Source organism: Acinetobacter sp. GW821-FHT09D10, assembly GCF_059416285.1.
The window spans coordinates 64,396-88,295 of sequence record NZ_JBWKOW010000005.1 but is presented as its reverse complement, the minus strand read 5'-3'; the positions used below and the strand labels follow the sequence as shown (position 1 = coordinate 88,295).

17 protein-coding genes, 1 tRNA gene and 1 pseudogene are annotated in these 23,900 nt (G+C 37.0%); 11 read left to right on the top strand and 8 right to left on the bottom strand.

Going from position 1 to position 23,900, the window contains the following annotated elements:
- Window positions 1-68: 68 nt before the first annotated feature.
- On the top strand, window positions 69-4,874 hold the full coding sequence (locus AC07M3_RS12645; RefSeq protein ID WP_494567451.1) for an RHS repeat-associated core domain-containing protein: 4,806 nt from the start codon (window positions 69-71) through the stop codon (window positions 4,872-4,874).
- Between the two features lie 1,249 nt (window positions 4,875-6,123).
- Here AC07M3_RS12645 and AC07M3_RS12640 read toward each other — a convergent pair.
- A tRNA-Arg gene (locus AC07M3_RS12640) sits at window positions 6,124-6,196 on the bottom strand.
- A gap of 315 nt (window positions 6,197-6,511) precedes the next feature.
- Between AC07M3_RS12640 and AC07M3_RS12635 the strand changes: the two genes are divergently transcribed.
- On the top strand, window positions 6,512-6,766 hold the full coding sequence (locus tag AC07M3_RS12635; RefSeq protein WP_003655360.1) for a TIGR03643 family protein: 255 nt from the start codon (window positions 6,512-6,514) through the stop codon (window positions 6,764-6,766).
- 116 nt (window positions 6,767-6,882) lie between these two features.
- On the opposite strand, the gene AC07M3_RS12630 is transcribed toward AC07M3_RS12635, so the two are convergent.
- The gene (locus tag AC07M3_RS12630; protein ID WP_003655361.1) at window positions 6,883-8,238 is read right to left on the bottom strand and encodes an amino acid permease; all 1,356 of its coding nucleotides are present in this window, start codon (window positions 8,236-8,238) and stop codon (window positions 6,883-6,885) included.
- Window positions 8,239-8,617: 379 nt separating this feature from the next.
- On the opposite strand from AC07M3_RS12630, the gene prpF reads away from it, so the two are divergent.
- From prpF to AC07M3_RS12615, 3 genes are all read left to right on the top strand, one after another.
- Entirely contained in the window at window positions 8,618-9,805 is a 1,188-nt protein-coding gene (gene prpF, locus AC07M3_RS12625) for a 2-methylaconitate cis-trans isomerase PrpF (protein ID WP_494567450.1), read from the top strand.
- A 159-nt stretch (window positions 9,806-9,964) separates the two neighbouring features.
- Window positions 9,965-10,876 carry a polyprenyl synthetase family protein gene (locus AC07M3_RS12620; RefSeq protein ID WP_494567449.1) on the top strand — a complete coding sequence of 304 codons (912 nt, stop codon included), beginning with the start codon at window positions 9,965-9,967 and terminating at the stop codon, window positions 10,874-10,876.
- A gap of 58 nt (window positions 10,877-10,934) precedes the next feature.
- Window positions 10,935-11,303 carry an MmcQ/YjbR family DNA-binding protein gene (locus tag AC07M3_RS12615; protein WP_209735108.1) on the top strand — a complete coding sequence of 123 codons (369 nt, stop codon included), beginning with the start codon at window positions 10,935-10,937 and terminating at the stop codon, window positions 11,301-11,303.
- A gap of 63 nt (window positions 11,304-11,366) precedes the next feature.
- Here AC07M3_RS12615 and AC07M3_RS12610 read toward each other — a convergent pair whose 3' ends face one another.
- From AC07M3_RS12610 to AC07M3_RS12595, 4 genes are all read right to left on the bottom strand, one after another.
- On the bottom strand, window positions 11,367-12,221 hold the full coding sequence (locus tag AC07M3_RS12610) for an SPFH domain-containing protein (RefSeq protein WP_005036413.1): 855 nt from the start codon (window positions 12,219-12,221) through the stop codon (window positions 11,367-11,369).
- Window positions 12,222-12,249: 28 nt separating this feature from the next.
- A complete protein-coding gene (locus tag AC07M3_RS12605) occupies window positions 12,250-12,711 on the bottom strand; it encodes an NfeD family protein (protein ID WP_494567448.1) in 462 nt (153 codons plus the stop codon).
- Window positions 12,712-12,815: 104 nt separating this feature from the next.
- A complete protein-coding gene (locus tag AC07M3_RS12600; RefSeq protein WP_205468595.1) occupies window positions 12,816-13,733 on the bottom strand; it encodes a patatin-like phospholipase family protein in 918 nt (305 codons plus the stop codon).
- Between the two features lie 66 nt (window positions 13,734-13,799).
- On the bottom strand, window positions 13,800-14,426 hold the full coding sequence (locus AC07M3_RS12595) for a lysophospholipid acyltransferase family protein (RefSeq protein WP_494567447.1): 627 nt from the start codon (window positions 14,424-14,426) through the stop codon (window positions 13,800-13,802).
- Between the two features lie 127 nt (window positions 14,427-14,553).
- Between AC07M3_RS12595 and AC07M3_RS12590 the strand changes: the two genes are divergently transcribed.
- The 6 genes from AC07M3_RS12590 (at window position 14,554) to AC07M3_RS12565 (ending at window position 21,519) form a co-directional block, all read left to right on the top strand.
- Window positions 14,554-15,813, top strand: a complete 1,260-nt coding sequence (locus tag AC07M3_RS12590) for an MFS transporter (RefSeq protein WP_494567446.1) — start codon at window positions 14,554-14,556, stop codon at window positions 15,811-15,813.
- Between the two features lie 73 nt (window positions 15,814-15,886).
- On the top strand, window positions 15,887-16,078 hold the full coding sequence (locus tag AC07M3_RS12585; protein ID WP_132071766.1) for a hypothetical protein: 192 nt from the start codon (window positions 15,887-15,889) through the stop codon (window positions 16,076-16,078).
- Window positions 16,079-16,350: 272 nt separating this feature from the next.
- Complete coding sequence (locus tag AC07M3_RS12580; protein ID WP_375037787.1) at window positions 16,351-17,640, top strand: DcaP family trimeric outer membrane transporter; 1,290 nt, start codon at window positions 16,351-16,353, stop codon at window positions 17,638-17,640.
- A 181-nt stretch (window positions 17,641-17,821) separates the two neighbouring features.
- Complete coding sequence (locus AC07M3_RS12575) at window positions 17,822-19,471, top strand: phosphoethanolamine transferase (protein ID WP_494567445.1); 1,650 nt, start codon at window positions 17,822-17,824, stop codon at window positions 19,469-19,471.
- 14 nt (window positions 19,472-19,485) lie between these two features.
- Window positions 19,486-20,160 (top strand): DNA-binding response regulator PmrA, encoded by a 675-nt coding sequence (locus AC07M3_RS12570; protein ID WP_045435286.1) that lies wholly within the window; start codon window positions 19,486-19,488, stop codon window positions 20,158-20,160.
- 24 nt (window positions 20,161-20,184) lie between these two features.
- The gene (locus tag AC07M3_RS12565; protein ID WP_494567444.1) at window positions 20,185-21,519 is read left to right on the top strand and encodes an ATP-binding protein; all 1,335 of its coding nucleotides are present in this window, start codon (window positions 20,185-20,187) and stop codon (window positions 21,517-21,519) included.
- Window position 21,520: 1 nt separating this feature from the next.
- Here AC07M3_RS12565 and AC07M3_RS12560 read toward each other — a convergent pair.
- A pseudogene (locus AC07M3_RS12560) lies at window positions 21,521-22,229 on the bottom strand (phosphatase PAP2 family protein).
- 226 nt (window positions 22,230-22,455) lie between these two features.
- On the bottom strand, window positions 22,456-23,643 hold the full coding sequence (locus AC07M3_RS12555; RefSeq protein WP_419297977.1) for an ammonium transporter: 1,188 nt from the start codon (window positions 23,641-23,643) through the stop codon (window positions 22,456-22,458).
- Between the last annotated feature and the right edge of the window lie 257 nt (window positions 23,644-23,900).

The following is a 23,900-nucleotide window of genomic DNA, read 5'->3' as shown; positions in this document are numbered from 1 at the left end:
TCTAAAAAGGAAATAGTTTCTTTTGCTAGAGAATAAAAACTTTATAAAAAATAATGGAATTTTAAAGTATGAAAAAAATAGCCAGTATATTTATACATAGTCTATGGCTGTGTATAGGGGGGATGTTGAGCTTGTTAAGCCAACTCACCTACGCAGCACCAGATATTGTTGCACAAAACTATTCTGCTTCACGTTCGCCTGGAATTCAATCATGTACTGTAGGTTATGATTTAATGGCGGGTGATATAAGTTATGGACAAAATTTAATTACAGGAGCTTTACCTTTTAGTCTTAATTATAAGGCACCTTTACGTCAAAACCTTTCCTCAGCACAAGTATTCGCTCAACCGGAAGAAAGTTCTCTCGGGTGGACTGATAATTATCAAGCTCACGTTCTTATACAAAATTTGAGTTTTACTACTAAAGAATATCAAAACTTCTCAGCAACCCAAATTACATCTAATCCTGTAAGCTATTATCTTCAAACAAATACTCCTGTAACAACAACTGTCTCTGCTAAAGAAATTATCGTTAGGTTACCTGGAGAAAGTGTTGACACTATCTTTAAAGAGCAAGATGGGAGTTTTACACGCTTATATTCAGCAGATGGTTTTAGGGATTTAAATAACTATGGAATGGATCAGTTACCTTGGAATTCGGATTTAGGCGAATATCAACTGAGTCGCTCCGGTAATAATCTTATTATTATAAAAAATGGAGTAAAATATACTATAACTGATACTTCTTATACGATGTCTCCACAGCAGAGTAATACAAGTACAATAAATCTTTATGTTGATCCTTATGGATATTTGAGAACCACTACTGGTGAATGGAGTAGTAATGGATTATATCCAATAGCTATTTCTAATACCGCACCTTACATACAAACTACAGCAACGGTTTCAGTGGATTTGTATCGAGTAGCAAAAATTGAAGATCAAGGTCGTGTTCTAAATTTACAGTATGATAGTAAAATGAACCTGACTCAAGTCAATGATCAATATAATAATAAGTTAGTATTTGAGCATACTTTTCATGATACGGCGTTAGGCACTACGCAAACTATTGATGAATCTCGTTTAATAACTAAAGTGACTTATACTGCTGCTCAAGGGGGCACGCAAGTTGCGACTTTTAATTACAAAGCTTATGCAAATAAGGTTCCAAGTACAGGAGCTGATACCACTGTATTTGCTTTAATTAGTTCAAGCTCAACTGTTGCAGGAAATTTCAGTTATGTGAATGAGATGACTGAAATAGGTGCAGTTAAAGCCTATGTTGCTTTTAAAGGTAGAACAGCAGATTCAAGTTATTATTATCCAGTATTAAGGCAGGTAAAAAATACTTCTGGTCAAATAGTGCGACAATGGGATGTAACTCAAAATTATGTGTTGAATGGAACAAGCTATTCAACTGCACAAACTACACTACGGTCATACACACCACTTTCGTCTGGAACAGCTCAAGACTTTACTACGGTATATGATGATAACGCTAAAACAATTAATTTAACGTTGCAGCTTGCTAATAGTACAGCAACTAGTTCTATTCAAAGTACAGTAAATGCAGATAATAGTTTGACTATTACAGCATCAGGTTATCCATGTTTAACATCTAATGGTACACCTGTGAGTAGCGCTGAGTTTAAAACAGATCGTAGTCGATTAGTGAAAGTTACCAATGCCAACAATGTCGCTACGAGTTATGAATATGATACACAAGCGCGTATTACGGGAATAACTGATGCTGATGGCACCACCTTAAGCCGTAAAACGACATACACTTATGGGCTATTAAATAATAATGGTGTTAATTTATTTTTGACTCCAACGAGCGTTGTTACGCCTAATCTTACTATTACTAATGTAGTTAACCCAAGAGGTCAGATTGTTACCCAGACTCAGGCTTCAAGTCAGACTGGAAGTACAAGTAAAGTAACTACGTATGGTTATGATGAAACGACAACAAGTAAACATTTTGGGCGTCTATTAAGTGTAGACGGGCCACGCTCTGGTACAGCAGATAAAATCACTTATAGTTATGATGTTTACGGTAACCTGGCTAGTCAATCTCAAACTGTTAATGGTATTGCACGTATAACGCAATATTTAGGTTATAACACTTTTGGTGAGCCTGAACGAAACGTAAATCCAAATGGTCTTGTAAATCAATTTATTTATAATACTGATGGAACATTAAAAAGCCAAACTACTGGTGTTGGTGGATCGACAGGTACGATTACAGGTCAAACAACTTCTTATACTTATAATACTCTTAAGCAAAAAATCAGTGAAACTACTCCAGATGCTGAATTAACGCAATTTACATATGATCTAGCTGGTCAATTAACTCAAATAACATTACCAAATGGTAACCGTATTCAAAAAACTTATCATTCAATCGGAGCAGTGGCGAGCGAAAAGAGCGTTACCAGTACAGGCTTAGTCGCTACAGAAAGTTATCAATATTTAGATACTAAAGGGCGAATTAGTAAAACTCAGCAGGGCAGTGATGCTACACGTCAATACACTACTTTTATTTATGAAAATAATGGTAATGTTATTCAAACTACAACTGCAGCAGGTGTAATTGAAAAATGGAGTTATGATGTACTTAACCGTGTAACTAGTCATACGGATGGCTCAGGTAACATCGATACAAAAGGTTATGATGTTAACGATAATATCGTGCTTTCAAAAGATGCTTTAAATGCAGGAAGTAACCCATTTAGTTATCGTAACGGTAATGTATTAACTCAAGAAGTGAATACTGACTATGGAACCAAAGCTTACACTTATAATGAAGCAGATCAGTTAATTCAGCGTTTACATGGCCCACGTAAATGTAATTATAACACTCTAGATGAATTAGGCCGTTATAAGGCATTTGTGTGTGCTGCAAATAGTGGGACTACAGCAAGCGAATACCAAGTAAATAATAACTACACCTATGACCAAAGTCGTTATGGTCGTCTTGATAAAGTTACAACGGGTGTGACAGGCTATGATGTAGATACGTTATATACATACGATGCATATGACCGAGTTACCCAAAAAGGTACCACTAACCAGTTGTTTAACCGTTATGCGAACACCCCTGGTAATACCCTCAATGTCAATTATGGCTATAGCACGGGCGGTAAACTCACTTCAATGACCTTACCATCTGGTCGTAGTGTTACCTATAGTTATAGCACAACGGGAATGCTGACGGGTATTAACTTAAACGGTAGTGCGCTTGTTCGTAGTATTAGCTATGACGGAGCTAACCGAGTTACAGGCTGGCAATGGGGAGCATCAGGTAACGCGGGTTACACTCAAAGTTATAATAATGATGGTTCTATAGCGGCTTTAACGAATAAGGATAATGCATCAGCAGTTAATTATTCATTAACTTATGCTTATGATAAAGATGGGCGTATTACTCTCGTTACTCGTAATAATGGAACTAAAGATGCTTATACCTATGATGCTGTAGACCGTTTACTTAGTGAAACCCGTACAACAGGTACAGCAGCGACTTATAGTATTAGCTATACCTATGACAAAAATGGCAATCGTTTAACTTTAAATGCTACGGGACAACACATGCAGCCTGCTGCAAGTGCTGCCTATACCTATACAGCTAACACAAATAAGTTAGCGAGTTTTACAAAAGGAGGCGTTGCGCAGACTTTCAGTCATACTGCTAACAGTGAGCTAAGCTATGGTACTTATTTACCGACTTATGATTATGCAGGTCGTCGTAAAGTAGACCGTGCAAGCACAGATTATTATTTCATGAACTACAACCATAAAAATGAGCGTAGTTTTAGAGATAAAGTAGTTAATGGTGCTGTAGCTACAATGACTCAATACATCTACGATGAACAAAGTCATTTAATTGGAGAATATGACAAAACTGGAGCACTTGTAGAATATGTATGGATGGGTGACAAACCAGTAGCAGCGATTTATGGTAGTGGTGCGGCCACCAAGATCTATTACATCGTTACAGATGCTCAAAACACTCCAAGGCGTTTAGTTGATGGTGTGACTCATGCCGTAGTATGGAGTTGGGATTCGACAGCATTTGGTGTGGGTAACCCGACAGGATCAATCACATTTAACCTACGTTTCCCTGGTCAATATTATGATGTGGGCACTAATCAGTTCTATAACCACAACCGTTTCTATAACCCAGAACTTGGCCGTTATATGGAACCGGACCCAATTGGGTTAGAAGGTGGTTTAAATCCGTATGCATATGCGGGTAGTAATCCAGTGATGAATATTGATCCAAGTGGATTACGTTTAGATATGTTGTCAGATGCAGGAATGTCAATGGCATATGTAAATAATAGTAGTAACTTGGAATGGATGTTAAGACAGCAAGAATCTATCATGAATTTTTCCGCTCAAAATATTAGGCCTGTTTATACGGGAACAGGTCGTAATGATTTCTTTACTTATAATGACTCATTGTCTGCAATGGTTGCAAAAGATGATGCTAAATGGATAGGAAATGTTAAAGGGCAGTATTCTAGGCAAAATGCTGCAGATTCTTTACAATTTTGGGGAGATTTCGCTACTGGTGCGGGAGCAGTCTGTTTATTTGCGTGTACTCCTGCAGCACCTTTTTTATTTGCTGCAGGCGAATATATTGGTGGAGCAGGTATAGTTGCTGATACAGAACTTACCAATGGCCAGAAAATGTTGGCTCTTGCTGGAGGGCGTATTGCTGGTTCTCAAACTAGTAAAACAATTATAAAGTTAGGAGGAGGAAAGGTATCTAGTCAGATTAGTGGTGCAGCTGTAGGGTATTATGTGGGAGGCCTCCCTGCTTCTTATAATGAAACTTGTAAAAATATTAAACCACCATTTAGATGTTAAGGTTAAGAGGTTCGCTAATGGAGCTAAAAAGAATCTACTTTTATCTGCTTAAAAGGCATAAAAAAAAGATAGTTTTTTTAATTTTATTTTTAACTTTATTAAGTATTTTTATGCAAGTTAAGATGGGATTAATTGATTATGGATACTTTTTTGCTAGTTTTTTAAGTTGTTATGTTTGTATCTCTACTTGGTGTAATGGATTATTTGCTGAAACTTTTCCCATTACAGAATCAAGTAGTAATGGAGAAGTTATTGCAAGGTGGATGATAATTTTTTCAAGTACATTTTTTCATTTTTATATGATGCTTAATCCATTGTTAGGTAAATAATTGTATTAGGTTTTTTAGTGGATACTGATTTTTAATTTAATAATCAGTATCCATTTTTTATTTTTGTGTTGAAATAATATTTATTTCTAAAATTAAATAGTATAAATAAAGGGATGAATAAATAAAATTGAATAAGTTTTATGTATTAATTTTTTTAATCATGTGATTTATCTGATATAGGATAGATATTGTTTTAATTTAGAATTTTTAAAATTAAAAAAAGTACATTGAATTATGTTCTAATATTAAATATTTATGATTGATGAGATTATATGGAAAATTATATTCTAAATTTGTCCGATGATTTTTCTGAATATGCTTGGGAGATTGAGTCGAAAGGATGTTTTGAAGTGGATATTAAGATATTTGATAAAATATATACTTTCAATTTTTATGATCCAATTAGATTAAATCAAACAATAGAGGATGACTTAAATTCAAATCAATATTTTTTTATGAAAATATGGTTGTGTTGCCAAAAGTAAATTTAAGGAATATTGAAAAATTTATAGAAAATATAATTGATACTCCTTATCTATTATCTTTTTCTACAAAAATAATCTAATAAAAAGGATAAGAGGTAGGAAGTGAAAGAGACTTATCTTCTAATATATACAAGATATAAATTTCTAATATTTTTAGTATATACATTAATTTCTGCTTTTGGATTATTTTTGCAATATATCAACGAAGTTTTATCTATATCTTCTATTTTAAGTATTTTTTTATCAACATTTTTTTGCTTATATGCTTGGTTTAATGGAACTTTTACCTTTGTATTTGCTATAGATGTTAATAGTAGTACAGGAGAGGTTTATAGGAGATGGTGTGTAATTATTTTTAGCTCTTCGTTCTATGTGTATACTTTAATTGACCCTTTTCTATAATCATTACTAGTATATCTATTTGCTAGATTATAGTACGCCCTGCGGGACTTGAACCCACGTCGGTCGCTTAGGAGGCAACTGCTCTATCCAGTTAAGCTAAGGGCGCATAATTTAATGATTATAAACGAAAAAGCTATTGTTAAAGCAATGGCTTTTTCATGTTTTAAGTATTAAAACTTTTGCCATAGTGGGTAATAAAGATAAAGTTGAGCCACTCAATGGTTTCACAACCACTTATGCCGTGTAGAAAATTACAGCTTATAAAGTTAAAAAATCACAAAAAATTCATGTTTATCTTTCTATGATCTAAAGCAAAACACGAAAAAGGTTTAAGGCAAGCAATCGGGTAGATAGCGTTATTACCAGAGAGTTGTTTGTTAAAAATCAGATTTGGCTATCGTATAATTCAAAAGGGCATAACATGAAAAAAATTGATGAACAGGACTTATCTAGAATTATTGAAATGGCATGGGAAGATCGCACTCCATTTGAAGCAATTGAGCGAGAGTATGGCTTAAGTGAAAGTGAAGTTATTCGTTTGATGAGATACAACCTGAAAACCAACAGTTTTAAACTCTGGCGCAAACGTATGGCTGGGCGTAAAACTAAGCATCAGCAATTACGTTCACCAGAAATTGAACGAGCTTACTGTTCGCGTCAGTATAAATATGCATAACTTCTAATTTTATTCTCGATGAAATTTTAATTTTTACAGCGCATAATTTTCTGATTATGAATAAAAAAGCCCCTGTCGAAACAGAGGCTTTTTTGTATTTAAGTATGAAATATAGATTATTGTTTTTTAGAATTCAATAATTTAAATAGTACAAACATGAGAACGATCCAGATTGGAATCATCATCACTGACTCTTTGAAACCTTGGCTCCACATAATGTAGAGAACAACTGCAATAAAGCCTAAAACCAAATAGTTACTAAATGGTGCCCAAAGTGCAGGGAAGTGAGTTTTTTCACCTTTTGCTTTCATTGCTGATCTAAATTTGAGGTGAGTCAAACTAATCATTGCCCAGTTCAATACTAATGCACCAACGACGATATACATTAAGTGGCTTAATGCATTTTCGGGTACAAAGTAGTTCAACAGTACACAACCAAAAATTAACAATGCAGAAAGTAATACGGCTGGAACAGGTACGCCTTGTTTGTTTACTTTTTTGAAAACTTTTGGAGCGTTACCTTGTTGAGCTAGACCGTATAACATACGGCTGTTTGCGAACATACCACTGTTATAAACAGATAAAGCAGCAGTTAAAATAATAAAGTTAAGAAGATGTGCAGCCCAACCAATTCCCATTTGGCTAAAAATCATGACGAATGGGCTTTTGTCGAGACCACCAAGATCTAACTGGTTCCATGGCACTAATGAAAGCAAAATTGTCAATGAACCGATATAGAAAATTAAGATACGGAAAACGACTTGGTTAATTGCTTTTGGAATGGTTTTTTTCGGATCTTTTGCTTCAGCCGCTGCCATACCAATTAGCTCAATACCGCCAAAGGCGAACATTAAGAAAGCTAACATATAGAACAGGCCACTAAAGCCATTTGGAAAAAAGCCACCATGTGTCCATAGGTTACTAAATGAAATGCTTGAACCTACATCTGCTGTAAATAGCAAATAAAGGCCAAATACAATCATCGAGATAACCGCAGTTACTTTAATAATGGCGAGCCAGAATTCAGATTCACCATAAAATTTAACGTTGGTTAAGTTAACTGCCGTGATTACGACAAAGAAAAATAAGACAGAAGTCCATGCTGGTATGTGGGGCCACCAATAATTAATATATTTGGCCACAGCGGTGAGTTCACTCATCGCAACCAGAACATAGAGTATCCAATAATTCCATCCAGCTAAAAATCCAGGAAATTTCCCCCAATATTTATAAGCAAAATGGCTGAACGATCCTGCAACAGGTTCTTCAACAATCATTTCTCCCAAGTGACGCATAATCAAAAACGCAATTAAGCCGCCAATGGCATATCCTAAAATAATGGATGGTCCCGCAGATTGAATCACTTGCGCCGAGCCTAAAAATAATCCGGTACCAATTGCTCCACCCATAGCAATTAATTGGATGTGTCGATTTTTTAGTCCTCGTTGCAGTGTAGAAGATTCGTTGGTCAAAGGTCTTCACTCACAATGAATAAGTAAATTATTCTAATAGATGGAGTTATTTTAGCCTAGCCTACAAATTAATAACGAGTGACTGAAAAGTACTCTTAAAAAATATTTAAAATCAATAATTTGTATTTAATATTTCAATATCGGGTGAAAAGTGTTCTAAAAAATATAATTTCATATAGACTTTTTTTCTTAGATTTTGCTTAGATTAAGTCATTGCAAGCATATTGTTAAATTCTCAAAATATGCTCGCGTCAATACGATTGATGTATAAAAGCAGAGTGCTATCTCTTGAACTTAAAACAATTTAAGATGAAGAGAAGGGTAAACAAGAATGCTTGTTTTGATATAGAAGAACATAATAGTAAGGATAACAGTTGATATGAGCTCAGTACCGCAAATTAAAATTCCAGCAACTTATATGCGTGGTGGAACCAGTAAAGGTGTATTTTTTAAGCTTGATGATTTGCCGGAAAAAGCCCAAGTTGCAGGACAAGCACGAGATCAACTCTTACTCCGTGTAATTGGTAGTCCAGACCCTTATGGAAAACAAATTGATGGGATGGGGGGAGCCACTTCTAGTACCAGCAAAACTGTTATTCTCGCTAAAAGTACTCAGCCAGATCATGATGTAGATTATTTATTTGGTCAGGTTTCAATAGATCAGCCTTTTGTAGACTGGAGTGGTAACTGCGGAAACTTAACTGCTGCGGTTGGCTCTTTTGCTATTTCAAATGGTTTGGTTGATGCAGACCGTATTCCTGAAAATGGCCTTTGTACTGTTCGAATCTGGCAAAAAAATATTCAAAAAACCATTATTGCTCATGTGCCTATCACCAATGGTCAAGTTCAAGAAACTGGTGATTTTGAACTTGATGGTGTGACATTTCCGGCCGCTGAAGTTCAAATTGAGTTTTTAGATCCAGCCGATGATGGGGAAGAAGGCGGGGATATGTTCCCGACAGGAAACGTGGTTGACCAATTAGACGTTCCTGATATTGGTTGTTTCCAAGCGACATTTATTAACGCTGGTATTCCAACCATTTTCTTAAATGCAGAAGATTTGGGTTACCAAGGCACTGAATTACAAGATCATATTAATAGTGATGCAGCTGCACTGGCACGTTTTGAAAAAATTCGTGCATATGGTGCTGTACAAATGGGTTTAATTAAAGATATTTCAGAAGCAGCTGCACGTCAGCACACACCAAAAATTGCATTTGTTTCTAAACCGAAAAACTATACCGCTTCGAGTGGTAAGCCAGTTTCAGAGAGTGATGTTGATTTACTTGTTCGTGCTTTGTCGATGGGTAAATTGCACCATGCCATGATGGGAACAGCAGCAGTTGCGATTGGCACTGCTGCTGCCATTCCAGGTACATTGGTGAATTTAGCGGCTGGTGGTGGCGAACGTGAAGCGGTACGTTTTGGGCATCCATCTGGAACATTACGTGTTGGTGCTCAAGCTGAACTTGTTAATGATCAATGGGCGGTTAAAAAAGCCATTATGAGTCGTAGTGCACGTGTGTTAATGGAAGGTTGGGTGCGCGTTCCGGGTGACAGTTTCTAAACCTCATCTAAATAAAAAGCCTCTCAATATGTAGAGGCTTTTTTACACCTGCCTTTAAAAACTCAGCACCCACTTTTCACAGTGAATCGTGTATGATGTAGCACATGAATGCTTCATTACATTCAATAAAATTTCTCTACTGATTTTATCGAGGCGACTGTGTCATCACTCTCTCAAGTTAATGCGGATGTTTTAAAACAAGCTCAACAACGTATTCAACAAGATTTATTGACGACATTGGCCGCGTTCTCAATTCCAGAGCCTTTAAAAAGTGCAGTACACCATGCAGTTATGCTTGGTGGAAAACGTGTGCGTCCGGCTTTATGTTATGCCACTGCTTCTTTACAGCCAAATCCAAATTTTGCGGCCGCTCGTCGTGCTGCGGTTGCAGTCGAACTCATTCATTGTTACTCACTAGCGCACGATGATTTGCCTTGTATGGACAATGATTTACTGCGTCGTGGTCAGCCGACTTGTCATGTTGCGTTTGGTGAAGATACTGCTTTGCTTGCAGGCGACATTTTACAATCGATGGCTTTTGAGGTTTTAGGTAGTCGTTTGTTTGATGAACAAGGGCAGGGTACAGATGCCGCAATTGTATTAAAGCAAGTCCAAATTTTGGCTACAGCTAGCTCTAAAATGGTTTGTGGACAGGTGTTAGATTTACAAGCTGAAGGCAAGCAAATTGCTCAAGACGAACTTGAAAATATCCACCGCAATAAAACTGGTGCGCTCATTCAGGCCGCAATTATGATGGGTGCAGCCACCATCTTTTCTGGAACGGATCAAGCAATTCCAAAATTGCGCCAATATGGGCAGACGATTGGATTAGCTTTTCAAGTGTTAGACGATATTCTCGATATTACTTCGAGTACCGAAGCTTTGGGTAAAACTGCTGGTAAGGATGAGCAAGTGCAAAAATCGACTTACCCAGCCTTAATGGGTCTCGAACAAGCACAGATTTATGCCAAAGAATTGCACGATCAAGCTTTTGAGGCCTTAGCTCATTTTGGTGATAATGCAAAAGAATTAGTGGATATCTCACAATTTCTTTTGGCGCGTACGAACTAATAATATTAAATCAATATTCATAACTTCTATTCATGCGAAATGAATAAAGGAGAAAAAAATGAATGGTGAACAACTCCATCAAAAAGCTATTGAAATTGCACGTAATCTTCCCTTTAGTCAACAGACTCATCCTTTTGGGCCTGACTATGAAGTTTTTAAAATTTTAGAGAAAATGTTCATGCTGACGACAGAAGTTGCAGGCGTCAAAATGATTAATGTGAAGTGTGATCCGTATAAAAGTCAGGAATATCAGGAACTCTATTCATTTATTATTCCGGGCTATCACATGAATAAAAAGCACTGGATTTCGATTACACCGCATAAGAACTTAACAAGCGATTTACTTCAAGACTTAATTCATGATTCTTATGATTTGGTCGTAAAGAAATTACCTTTGAAAGATCAGAAAAGATTAAAAAACCAATAATATAAAAAACGGCGACATGATGGTCACCGTTTTGATTTTAATTACTTAATTGAAGTAATTGAATTAATTATGCTTTCCCATAATACCGCGAATTGTATTTAAAACATCCGCAGGTAAAACCACAGTTTTAGCATTATTAGATTTCGCCATATCCTGCATTGCTTTTACATATTGTTCACCCAACAGATATGCCACAGGAATCTCTTTATCGCCAACTGCACTGGTCACCATTTCAATTGCACGTTGAGAGGCTTCAGCTAATACGACTTGAGCTTCTGCATCACGGCGAGAAGCTTCTAAACGACCTTCTGCACTTAAAATAGCAGCCTGTTTTTCACCATCGGCTTTAGTAACAGCAGCACGACGTTGACGTTCTGCGGCAGCTTGCTCTTCCATGGCAGCTTGCATGGTATGAGACGGTTGAATGTCCTGAATCTCAACAGTTTTTAAGGTAATGCCCCAATCTGAAATATCGTCAGAAATAGCAGCTTTTAACTTAGCCTTAATGTGATCTCGTGAAGACAATGCATCATCTAGATCCATTTCACCGACAATAGAACGTAATGAGGTTTGTACAAGGTTCTGAATCGCCCATGTATAGTTCTCAATACCATAAACTGCTTTTTCTGGTGTGGTTAAATTAATATAGGCTACAGCATTCATGAGCAATACAGCATTGTCACGTGTAATCACTTCTTGCGACGGGATATCTAGCACAATATCTTTCGTGGTAATTTTATAAGCCACTTCATCGATATAGGGAATCACAAAATTAAGTCCCGGATTAAGGGTCGTGTGATATTTACCTAAACGTTGGACAATCCATTTGTAGCCCTGAGGAACAATACGAACCCCTTTAAAAATGGTAACACCTACAAAAGCCAAAAAGGCTAAAACAATAATAGTACCGACTGGCATGAAAATACCCTCTCTTTATCTTTAATGTTTATGAAGTACCATGGGTTTGAACAATTAAGTCGTTACCCGAAATGTCAATAACTCTGACACGATCGCCCACTTTAACAGGAGTGGTGCTCCGACAATTCCACTCATCGGCCCCTAAAATAGGCATTGGAAAGCGAACAATAATTTGATCATGGTCTAGACCAGTTTGAACAACCATTCCAACTTGACCAATTGTTGCTTCACGGGGGAGGCCCGCTTTCGTTTTATCAATTGATAAGGGTTTAATAAACTTGAACCAAAGAATGGTGCATAGCACTGATAATACAATCCACAACACAATTTGCGTTGTGAGGCTAATATCTGGAAATAACCAATAGAGAATGCACACCATAATGGCGGCAATACCAAACCAGAGTGCGGCAAAGGCAGGTAGAATCAGTTCAGAAAGAATAAGTAAGATACCCAATACAAACCAGTGCCAAGGTTGTACAACAAACTCCATAGATCTGCTCTTTTATATATATTTATGTGAGTAAAAGTGACTCAATATCACTTTTACCACTGTAGCAGATGATAGGAAATGTGGATAGAAAAAAACCACTTCAATTAGAATTTAGAGCGTGGCGCGGGCTTAAATGCTGCTGGAGATTTTTTGAAGTTTGCAATTGCACCTTCAATTTGACGCATTTGAGCTTGGGCAGCTTTTTCACCTTCTAAAATTGCTTCATTACTGGATTTCAAGTCTAGTGTACCTAAATGACCAACTTTAGGTTTAATTACCACATTCGCTTGCTTGAGTTCTTCATTAATACTTTGTTGGCCCATGATATTAATCGTCTGATCAAGCAATCCCCACATATTGGCTGGGCGATTACCTACTGGACGCGCGGAGATATCAACTGCAATCACAATATCTGCACCCATATCACGAGCTGTTTTTACAGGAATTGGGCTGACTAGGCCGCCATCTACGTATTTTTGATTGCCGATTGTGGCAGGCACGAACACATTAGGAATACTGCAAGAGGCACGTACAGCTTGACCAGCATTACCTTTAATAAAGTCTGCCTTTTGACCATTATCAAGACGAGTTGCCACAGCCGCAAAGCGGATTGGGAACTTCTCAATTGGTTTATTGCCAACATTACGATTCACGTAGTCTTGTAACTTTTGTCCGAGAATAATGCCTTGACGATTAAGGGTTAAATCACGGATATCAGATTCTTGTAATTTCAGAGCCAGACTTTGCAATTGATAAGGTGTTTGCCCACTCGCGTAGATACTTCCAACAAAGCTACCAGCGCTGGTACCCGTTACAATTTTAGGTTTAATTCCATGAGACTCTAAAACCTTGATCACACCAATATGTGAAAATCCTTTTGCTCCACCGCCACCTAAAGCAAGCGCAATGACAGGTTCACGGGCTTTAATTGAGGTAGTCGGCGTTGGTGTTTTGCTAAATTTATCACAGCCAAATAGTGCTAGAGAGATAAATCCAATACTGGCAAATTGAGCAATTTTCATCTTTAAAAATAATCTATGTCGAGATAAATTAAGAAGGGCCATAAGACCAGATTCGCTCAATTTTTGCTAGGTTTTTTTCACTAGATTTTGTAAAGGTTCAGCAAGCCAATTTCGATTTTTGGGTGAAATTTTTCCTTCATAGCGGTCAAAAATCTTTTGTAGATCTTCATCATAGTTTCCACTTGGGTCTAAGTGACCTAAGCAGTGAATCATTTTATGGTCATAATCAAAAGAAAACATCACAATTGGAATATTGGCTTTTGCGGCAATATGGTAAAAACCACTTTTCATTTTTTTTGCTTTTTTACGTGTGCCTTCGGGCGCCATCCCAATCCAGATCTTGTCATATTTTTGAATCGTGGCGACGACTTGTTCAGTTAGTCCATTGGCTGTGTCACGTTTAACTGGAATAACACCAGCCCAATCTAACGCCCGTTTAAAAGGTGGTTTAAAAAGAGCATCTTTACCTAAAACCGTAATCTGGATACCTAATCCGAAAATAGCAAGAAAACCATACCACCCATCAATGTTAGACGTATGTGGTGAAATAATCGCAACTGCTTTTGGATAATTAGGAATTTCGCCTTCAATGGTCCAACCTTGCGCTAAAAAAAGTTTTTTAAATAGTGCTCGGCTTAACGCAGTGCCGCGTTGAGGTACCAAATGGGGTAAATTAGGGAAATGTTGATCCATATTTTTTAAATTTTAACTTGTCCTTGTTTAATCTTAATCTTTTGAAATATATGCTTCATTGGCAAAATGTAAGAACAACATGACATTTGATGTTATTCCTCATTAAAGAAATAAAAAGTAGGTATCTATGTGGCGGCAGCAAAACCTGTATCTTCTGCTATTTTCCTTATATTGGGCACAAGGGTTGCCTGTCGGGTTTATGACCCATGCCTTACCCGTTATTTTAAGGGCGCAAGGCGTGTCACTCGCCCATATTGGTGGTTTTGGCTTACTCATGTTGCCTTGGTCAATCAAGATATTTTGGGCGCCGTGGGTTGATCGACATGCGCTTTCACGTTTAGGGCACTACCGCAGCTGGATTTTACCTACTCAGTTTTTGACTGTGGTCGTAATTTGCATTTTGTCTTTTTTCCCCATTCAAGCTTTAGATCAGCCTATTTATCTATTTGCCTTTTTTATTTCGCTTCTTTTAATGAACTTAACAGGAGCAACACAAGATATTGCAACCGATGCTTTGGCGGTCAATTTATTGCAGCATGACCAGCAACATTGGGGAAATACATTTCAGGTGATTGGTTCCCGACTGGGTTTTATTGTCGGGGGAGGCGCCGTACTTTGGTGTTTAGACTGGTTGACATGGCAACCTACTTTTCTGTTATTAGCGGCTTTGGTATTTTTAAACACTTTACCTGTTTTATTATTTAAAGAACCTAAACACACTTCTCATTCAAATAATGAACCTCAACTTAACCAACAAAACTTAGTCATAAAGATTAAGGCCTACTTGAGTTATTTCTCTCAAAATAAAGAGCTTCGTTCTTGGTTGGTTGTACTTATTACTTTTAAAGTAGCAGATGGTTTAGCTGGACTACTACTTAAACCTTTAATGGTTGATATGGGGCTAAGTTTTACTCAAATTGGCGTTTATATCACGATGCTTGGTGCGGTAGCGGCATTGGCAGGGGCCGCAATTGCAGGTTGGATGCTTAAATACTTCTCTAGACCTACAGCCTTAATTGTTTTTTCAGTATTTAAAATTATGAGCTTAGCGGCTTATACCTATTTAGCTTATGCCTACGAACAGAAAATTCAACTCAATGTTTGGGGAGTTTATGCCGTAAATGCTTTAGAGGATGCATTCTCTGCAATGTTGTTGGTTGTTATGTTGACCTTAGTCATGCACTACAGTCGAAAGGAATATGCGGGTACAGATTTTACCTTTCAGGTTTCGGTCATGGCGACTGTGAGTGGTGTCCTTTATAGTTTTAGTGGTGTGCTTGGAGATGCACTTGGTTATTTCCATTATTTGATAGCTATTGTCATTATTGGCATTGTTACTTTACTGCCTATTTACCTGTGGAAACATGCAAAAGTACAGGAAAAATAATGTTAACTAAATGAAATAAAGAAAGTTAATATTGCTTAAGCGGTGATCTAAGCTTTATCTAATACCTTTGTCTATGTTTTTAAAAATGTATGTTTTTAGCTATTTAAATGCTCTATTAATTATGCCATCTTGTTTGGGTAGCAAATGGAAGCTAACTGGAGTAAAAATGGATTTCGTTAACAAGAAAAATCATGTGAATCAATCAAAATGGGTAGAAAAATGTTCAAGTAGATTGGATATTAGCCTAAAGTCTAAAAAAGAATAATGAAATAACGATTTAATCATTCTATAAGATAAGAGAGTTGTGTAGGATTCGTTACAACATGAAGTTAAGGTAAAAATCTGTAAGTCAAAGTATGTTTTATATATCTTTGGTTATTGGTTTTGGTCTTGCATAACGTTGAAATTGGTTTTGGTTGCGGTAATAAAATTAATGTAACCAAAGTGGAGGAGAGTTGATTTTTTAGCCCCCTAATTTAATGGCGTAAATCAACTTGGCATGGATAGGCAACATAAAATATATTTTTGGAGTTTTTGATGGATCTATTCCTTAATCGTAAATCTTTCGTTATTAAAAGTTTAGCTCTTACAGTTACAGCTTTAATGATGAGTGGGGCACATGCTGCGACTTCCGACAAAGCGGAAATTCAACAGCTTCGTAAAGAAGTTGAAGCTTTAAAAGCTTTAATTCAACAACAAAGCCAAGTGCAACAACAGCAGCAGCAAGTACAGCAACAACAGCAAGTACAGTTAGCTGAAGTTAAGGCACAACCGGTTGCTGCACCAGTTTCGCCTTTAGCATCATTAAAATCTAAAGCTGGTGCTGATGTGAACCTATATGGTTTTGTTCGTGGTGACGCTAACTATATTATTGAAGGTGCGGATGGTGACTTTGCTGATGCAAGTAAGTCAACTGGTGAAGCAAAAGATAAATTGCGTGCGACTGCGAAAACGACGCGTCTAGGTTTAGATTTTACTGCTCCTGTAAGCGGTGCAAAAGTAGGCGGTAAAATTGAATTAGACTTTGCAAGTAGTGACAATAACAAATCTGAAAACGTACGTATTCGTCATGCTTACTTAACTTATAACAACTGGTTGTTTGGTCAAACAACGTCTAACTTCTTGTCTAGCCATGCGCCAGAAATGATCGATTTCTCGACCAACATTGGTGGTGGTACAACACGTATTCCACAAGTACGTTATAACTATAAATTAGCTCCTGCAACTCAGTTATTTGTTTCAGCAGAAGAAGGTAATAGTTCGGCAACAGGTGACTCAGTTAAATACAGACTACCTGTATTAACAGCTAAAATTACTCAAGGTTACGCTGCAGGTAATGGTAATGCTTCTGCTCGAGCTTTTGTTGAAAACTATAAATCAGGTAAAGGTGATGACCAAACAGGATGGGGTGTTGCTGCAGGTACCGACTTTAAAGTATCAGATCCTTTAAAACTATTTGCTGATGCATCTTATGTAGTAGGTAATAGTAACTACTTATATGGTAGTAATTCTGCTTATACTTTAGTTAATGATAATATTGAACAAAATGAATTTGTAGCAGTACAAGTGGGTGGAACTTATAAAATTTTACCTAACTTACGCGCTACTTTAGCATATGGCGCCCAATTCGCTGATGACGGCACAGACTACGCTAAAGCATATACTGCGGGTAATGAAAAAGTTCAACAAGCATGGCTGAACGTAATTTACTCACCAGTTAAGCCAATTGACTTAGGTATTGAGTATGTCAACGGTAAACGTGAAACCTTTGCTGGTGATGACTACAAAGATAACCGTGTTGGTTTAATGGCTAAATATAGTTTCTAAGAACAATATTTAGTTAAAAATTAAAAAAGACGAGGTTAAATCTAACCTCGTCTTTTTGTTAGAAAAATTTTTAAAATAAGTGTTTTTTTAAAGTATCTGTCTTAGATCATTTTTTATTTAAGTCATTTTTAAGTTTCAATTTCTACAGTAAAGCATCATAAAAAGATTGTAGTTCCCCAAGATGCTGAATTTTTTTTCTACATTAAAAAATAAACAGATTTCACTGTTTATGTTTAATTTCATTATAGCCATTTGGTTAGGTGCAATTCTAAATGTTGGTTTTTATAATAAAGTACATCTTTTAACTCCATATTTTGGAGTAAAGGCTATTCTATTTTTAGCTGCTACAGTGGTTATTGTTGTTGCTGCTTACTATGCACTTTTACAAATTTTAAACTGGAAATGGACTGCTAAATTTTTTGCAATTTTGCTGGTCTTCATTGGTGGTTTCAGCTCTTATTTTGTTAATACGTTAGGTGTAATCATCTCGCCAGATCAGATTCAAAATATGATACAAACAGATGTATCTGAAGTTTCTGATTTAGTTTCATTACGGTTTGGACTTTGGACAGTTTTCTTTGTTGTTTTACCTATTATTTTAATTACTCAAGTAAAACTTAAAAAAGAAAAAGTATCTCATTTATTGTTGAAAAAAGTCGGTTCAATTGTCGCCTCTTTTGCAATTGTCGGTATTTTGCTATTTACTTATTATGTCGATTTTGCTGCGATTTTTCGTGAACATCGTGATTTAAAAGGCATGATTTCTCCTCAAAATAGTATTTCTTCATTAATGTCTTATTATCATAAGAAGGCACCCAAGAAGAACTTACCATTAATACATTATGGTGAAGATGCTCATCAAGTTCAGGCAGTACAAAAGAACCTGCCTAAATTAATGGTGCTGGTTGTCGGAGAGACAGCTCGTGCGGAAAGTTTTTCACTCAATGGTTATGCCAAAAATACAAATCCAGAGCTTTCTAAACAAGATATTTTGAATTTTTCTCAAGTTAGCTCATGTGGTACAGCAACTGCTGTTTCAGTTCCATGCATGTTCTCTGGCATGCCACGTGTTGACTATGATGAGCAATTAGCAAGTCATCGTGAAGGTCTATTGGACATTGCAAAGCGTGCGGGTTACCAAGTGACTTGGATTGATAATAATTCTGGTTGTAAAGGTGCTTGTGATCGTGTTGAGCAATATCAAATATCAGAAAAGTTAAAGCAAAAATGGTGTAAAGATGGCGAATGCTTCGATGATATTTTAATTGATAGCTTAAATGAGTATTTAGCTACTATTTCTAAAGAAGACACGCGTCCACGACTCATTGTTTTACATCAAGTCGGAAGTCATGGCCCAGCTTATTACAAGCGTGCGCCTGCGGAATATCAAAAGTTTAAACCGACTTGCGATACTAATGCGATACAGGGCTGTTCTCCAACCGAATTAGTAAATAGCTATGATAATTCAATCGTATATACAGACCATGTATTAAGTCAGATGATTAATAATTTAAAAGAAGTATCGAAATATCAAACAGGTTTATGGTATTTATCTGATCATGGTGAATCAACTGGCGAACATGGTATGTATTTGCATGGGTCACCGTATGCAATTGCACCGACTCAACAAACACATGTACCAATGATTATGTGGTTCTCTGATAATTGGAAACAGCACAATCTTGCACAAGTGAGTTGTTTAGGCCAACAAACGAAACAAAAGTTAAGTCAGGATAATTTATTCCCAAGTTTGTTAAGTATGCTGGATGTAAAAACTCAGGTCATCAACCCTCAACTGGACATGTTGCACTCTTGTGCCCATGTGAATTAAAGCGAGCCTAGAACATGACAAAAATCTTGATGATTGAAGATGATTTTATGATTGCTGAGTCAACAATAACGTTGCTGCAATATCATCAATTTGAGGTGGAGTGGGTCAATAATGGCTTGGATGGTCTGGCACAATTGGCCAAAAATAAGTTTGATATCATTTTATTAGACTTAGGTTTGCCGATGATGGATGGTATGCAGGTCTTAAAGCAAATCCGTCAAAGAGCTGTCACTCCAGTTTTAATCATTTCGGCGCGAGACCAGTTACAAAACCGTGTAGATGGATTAAACCACGGTGCAGATGATTACTTAATCAAACCATACGAATTTGATGAGTTACTTGCTCGTATACATGCGCTATTGCGTCGTAGTGGGGTGGAAGCTCAGCTTGCGAACCATGAGCAACTATTACAAAGTGGCGATCTGGTTTTAAATGTTGAACAACATATTGCAACCTTTAAAGGTCAGCGGATCGATTTGTCTAATCGTGAATGGGCGATTCTTATTCCTTTAATGAGTCACCCAAATAAAATCTTTTCTAAAGCAAATCTTGAAGATAAGTTATATGATTTCGATAGTGAGGTGACCAGTAATACGATTGAAGTATATGTGCATCACTTGAGAGCTAAACTTGGGAAAGACTTTATTCGAACTATTCGAGGGCTGGGTTACCGTTTAGGGCAATCGTAACTTAAATTTTGGAACTTTATAAAAGTGCATTATTCATTAAAGAAACGACTGATTTGGGGCACCTCAATTTTCAGTGTCATCTTAGGTTGTATATTAATTTTTAGTGCCTATAAGGTTGCACTTCAAGAAGTTGATGAAATTTTAGATACTCAAATGCAGTATTTAGCAGAGCGAACAGCTGAATATCCATTGAAAACAGTAAGTAGTAAGTTCGATTTACACAAAACTTATCATGAAGAAGATCTATTTGTAGACATTTGGGCTTATAAAGATCAGGCCCATTTATCTCATCATTTACATCTGTTGGTTCCACCTGTCTCACAAGCTGGTTTTTACTCGCATAAAACTAGCCAAGGCGTAGTAAGAACTTACGTTTTACCTTTGAAAGATTATCAGATTCAGGTCAGTCAACAAGAGCGAGTTCGTGAAGCTTTTGCTTGGGAGCTTGCTGGAAGTATGTTCATTCCCTATCTAATTATTTTGCCATTTGCGATTTTTGCTTTAGCAGCGATTATTCGCCGAGGTCTAAAGCCGATAGATGACTTTAAAAATGAACTGACTCATCGTGATTCGGAAGAATTAACGCCAATTGAAGCTTTAGACTATCCTCAAGAATTATTGCCTACTATTGATGAAATGAACCGTCTGTTTGAACGTATATCTAAGGCTCAAATGGAACAAAAACAGTTTATTGCAGATGCTGCTCATGAATTACGAACTCCTGTCACAGCCTTAAATTTACAAACTAAAATTCTAATTAGTCAGCTTCCTGAGCACGAGTCTTTGCAAAATCTGAGTAAAGGATTAGCACGTATTCAGCATTTGGTCACACAGCTTTTGGCTTTGGCTAAGCAAGATGTCTCTTTAAGTGTGATTGAACCGACCAAAACTTTTCAACTCAATGATGTCGCTTTAAATTGTGTTGAACAGCTCGTCAATTTAGCTATGCAAAAAGATATTGACTTAGGATTTGTCCGTAACGAATCTATTGAAATGCATAGTATTGAGCCCACAGTACACTCAATTATTTTTAATTTAATTGATAATGCAATCAAATACACACCTCATGAAGGAATGATAAATATTTCAGTCTTTACTGCTACAGATGGCGATGCGTGTATACAAATTGAAGATAGCGGTGTAGGTATTGACCCTGAACATTATGATAAAGTTTTAAAACGTTTTTATCGGGTACACCATCACCTTGAAGTGGGTAGTGGCTTAGGTCTATCAATTGTTGACAGAGCGACTCAGCGTTTAGGTGGAACTTTGACGCTAGATCGAAGCTTAGAGCTTGGCGGGCTTTCTGTTCTGGTTAAACTGCCTAAAACTCTACATAGTCATGAAACAAGAGCTTGATTTATACAAGTTCTTGTTTGATTCGTTTTTCAAATTCAAAGCGGTGAATACAAATCCTGTAAAATAAGATATTTACTGCCCAAACTACCCAGCCTGTCCATAAATTGTGGCTAAGGAAATGCGCGCCACGCATCATTTGCCCCCAACCCATCATAAAGCCTAAGATGATGCCAGCGATAAGATAAAAATAGGCACGTTTAGGTTGCTCAAGACGATAAACAAAATAGCCTGTCATTAAAATAAAGCCTGCGCTTGCATGACCACCCGGAAAGCAATGACCATGTGTAGAGGTAAAGTCCCACACATAACTTAAAGCATTCGGATGAACCATATTCCAAGGGCAAGCGTGAGCAGATTGTGATTTTAATAAGCCAACTATACCGCTACCAATCATGCTCACAAAAAACATATAGCCATATTGCCAGCGATAAAGCTTCAATTTTTCTACTTTGAATGATGCAATCCACAGACCTAAAAAGATGACATAAACGGTGGTGATGATTTGCTTTACGATTTCATGGTTAACCCTTACAAGGTACCAATTGTCCCGATTAAAAAAATGACCTGTTGAGTCCATCCAAGGGTGGATGAAATACATATCAATTTTTCCACCCACCGGAAATATAAATAAAAGTATAAAAAAACTAATGGCAAGAAAAATAAGCTGAAGTTGAAAAAATTGTTTTTGTTGGTTCATTGCCATGCAACATCAAAAGGATTGTGAGTTAAAGGCATTACATAAAATAAAACTTAAATTGTTCTTAAACTAAACAAAAAATTAATCTTTAAATGAAGTGAATTTAAAAAATAATATTAATGATTCATAGTTCTAAATTATTTCTAGGAATGGCTGAGCGTTTTTAATCTTTCTAAGTCTATTGAACCTTTGAAGTAATGATAAGCAGGACATTTTGATCCTGCTTATCAATCGTTGAATTAGAACATACCTTCTTCAGAGTTTGCAGAAATCTTATGAATGGATAAATCTGCACCTCTAAACTCATCTTCTTGCGATAAACGAATGCCAATGGTCGCTTTAAGTAAGCCGTACACAATAAAGCCGCCAGCAAGTGCAATGGCAATCGCAAGTACTGTACCAATGAGCTGTGAGGCAAAAGACACGCCACCTAAACCACCCAGCCACTTTTGACCAAATAGACCCACTGCAATACCACCAAATGCACCACACACACCATGTAATGGCCATACCCCCAACACATCATCAACTTTGAGTTTGTTTTGTGTGTAGGTAAATAGGTACACAAACATCGCACCGGCTGCACCACCAATAACAAGCGCGCTGATTGGATGAACAATGTCAGACCCTGCACAGATTGCGACTAAGCCTGCAAGAGGACCGTTGTGTAAGAAACCTGGGTCATTTTTACCAATCGCATTTGCTGTAATCGTTCCCCCAACCATTGCCATGAGTGAGTTAATGGCAACCAGACCAGAAATAGCATCTACACGCTGAGCACTCATCACGTTAAAGCCAAACCAGCCTACAATTAAAATCCATGAACCCAGTGCCAAAAATGGAATAGAAGACGGTGGGTGAGCACTTACGCGACCATCTTTCTTATAACGACCAGAACGTGCCCCCAATAAAATGACAGCAGCAAGCGCAATCCAACCACCCATAGCATGCACCACAACTGAACCGGCAAAGTCGTGGAAAGCTGCACCAAAGGTGGTTTCTAACCACTTTTGCAGACCGTAGTTACCATTCCAGACCATGCCTTCGAAAAATGGATAAACCAGCGCAACTAAAGCGAGTGTTGCAATGGCTTGAGAACGCATTTTTGCACGTTCAGCAATACCACCCGAAATAATGGCAGGAATTGCAGCAGCAAAAGTGAGTAAAAAGAAACAACGCATGAGGTTGTAGCCATGATCACTTGATAAAACCGTACCATCATGGAAGAAATGCTGGCCATAAGAAATATAGTAACCAACAAAGAAATATGCGATTGCAGAGAGGGCAAAGTCAGTCAGAATTTTACTCAGTGCGTTCACCTGATTTTTATGGCGAACCGTACCAAGTTCCAAGAATGCAAAACCTGCGTGCATGGCAAGAACCAAAACAGCACCAAGTAATAAGAAAAATAGATCTACATTTTGCATAGCATGCTCGAAAAAAGTGCTAAATTCCATTTTGGAACAAATCTGGGTCTGTAAATTGCACCAAAATAGATTTAAGGAATCTAAAAACCTAAGTTTGTCGAAACAAACTCAATTGCATAAAAGTGAATATGCAATAAGCGCACCAATTTAGATTGGATAATGGGGTTTTGACGACAAATGGTGCGTTGATTTAGTCAAGATAGGGCAGTAATGGCGCTTTTTATGTTAAAAATCATCTAATACGTTTATAAATTGAC

What these genes read in the sequence shown, in the direction of transcription:
- AC07M3_RS12645 (WP_494567451.1), top strand. Translation starts at nt 69, where the DNA reads ATGAAAAAAATAGCCAGTATATTTATACATAGTCTATGGCTGTGTATA.
- AC07M3_RS12635 (WP_003655360.1), top strand. Translation starts at nt 6,512, where the DNA reads ATGAAAAAAATTGATGAACAGGACTTATCTAGAATTATTGAAATGGCA.
- prpF (WP_494567450.1), top strand. Translation starts at nt 8,618, where the DNA reads ATGAGCTCAGTACCGCAAATTAAAATTCCAGCAACTTATATGCGTGGT.
- AC07M3_RS12615 (WP_209735108.1), top strand. Translation starts at nt 10,935, where the DNA reads ATGAATGGTGAACAACTCCATCAAAAAGCTATTGAAATTGCACGTAAT.
- AC07M3_RS12610 (WP_005036413.1), bottom strand. Translation starts at nt 12,221, where the DNA reads ATGCCAGTCGGTACTATTATTGTTTTAGCCTTTTTGGCTTTTGTAGGT.
- AC07M3_RS12605 (WP_494567448.1), bottom strand. Translation starts at nt 12,711, where the DNA reads ATGGAGTTTGTTGTACAACCTTGGCACTGGTTTGTATTGGGTATCTTA.
- AC07M3_RS12600 (WP_205468595.1), bottom strand. Translation starts at nt 13,733, where the DNA reads ATGAAAATTGCTCAATTTGCCAGTATTGGATTTATCTCTCTAGCACTA.
- AC07M3_RS12595 (WP_494567447.1), bottom strand. Translation starts at nt 14,426, where the DNA reads ATGGATCAACATTTCCCTAATTTACCCCATTTGGTACCTCAACGCGGC.
- AC07M3_RS12590 (WP_494567446.1), top strand. Translation starts at nt 14,554, where the DNA reads ATGTGGCGGCAGCAAAACCTGTATCTTCTGCTATTTTCCTTATATTGG.
- AC07M3_RS12585 (WP_132071766.1), top strand. Translation starts at nt 15,887, where the DNA reads ATGTTTTTAAAAATGTATGTTTTTAGCTATTTAAATGCTCTATTAATT.
- AC07M3_RS12580 (WP_375037787.1), top strand. Translation starts at nt 16,351, where the DNA reads ATGGATCTATTCCTTAATCGTAAATCTTTCGTTATTAAAAGTTTAGCT.
- AC07M3_RS12575 (WP_494567445.1), top strand. Translation starts at nt 17,822, where the DNA reads ATGCTGAATTTTTTTTCTACATTAAAAAATAAACAGATTTCACTGTTT.
- AC07M3_RS12570 (WP_045435286.1), top strand. Translation starts at nt 19,486, where the DNA reads ATGACAAAAATCTTGATGATTGAAGATGATTTTATGATTGCTGAGTCA.
- AC07M3_RS12555 (WP_419297977.1), bottom strand. Translation starts at nt 23,643, where the DNA reads ATGCAAAATGTAGATCTATTTTTCTTATTACTTGGTGCTGTTTTGGTT.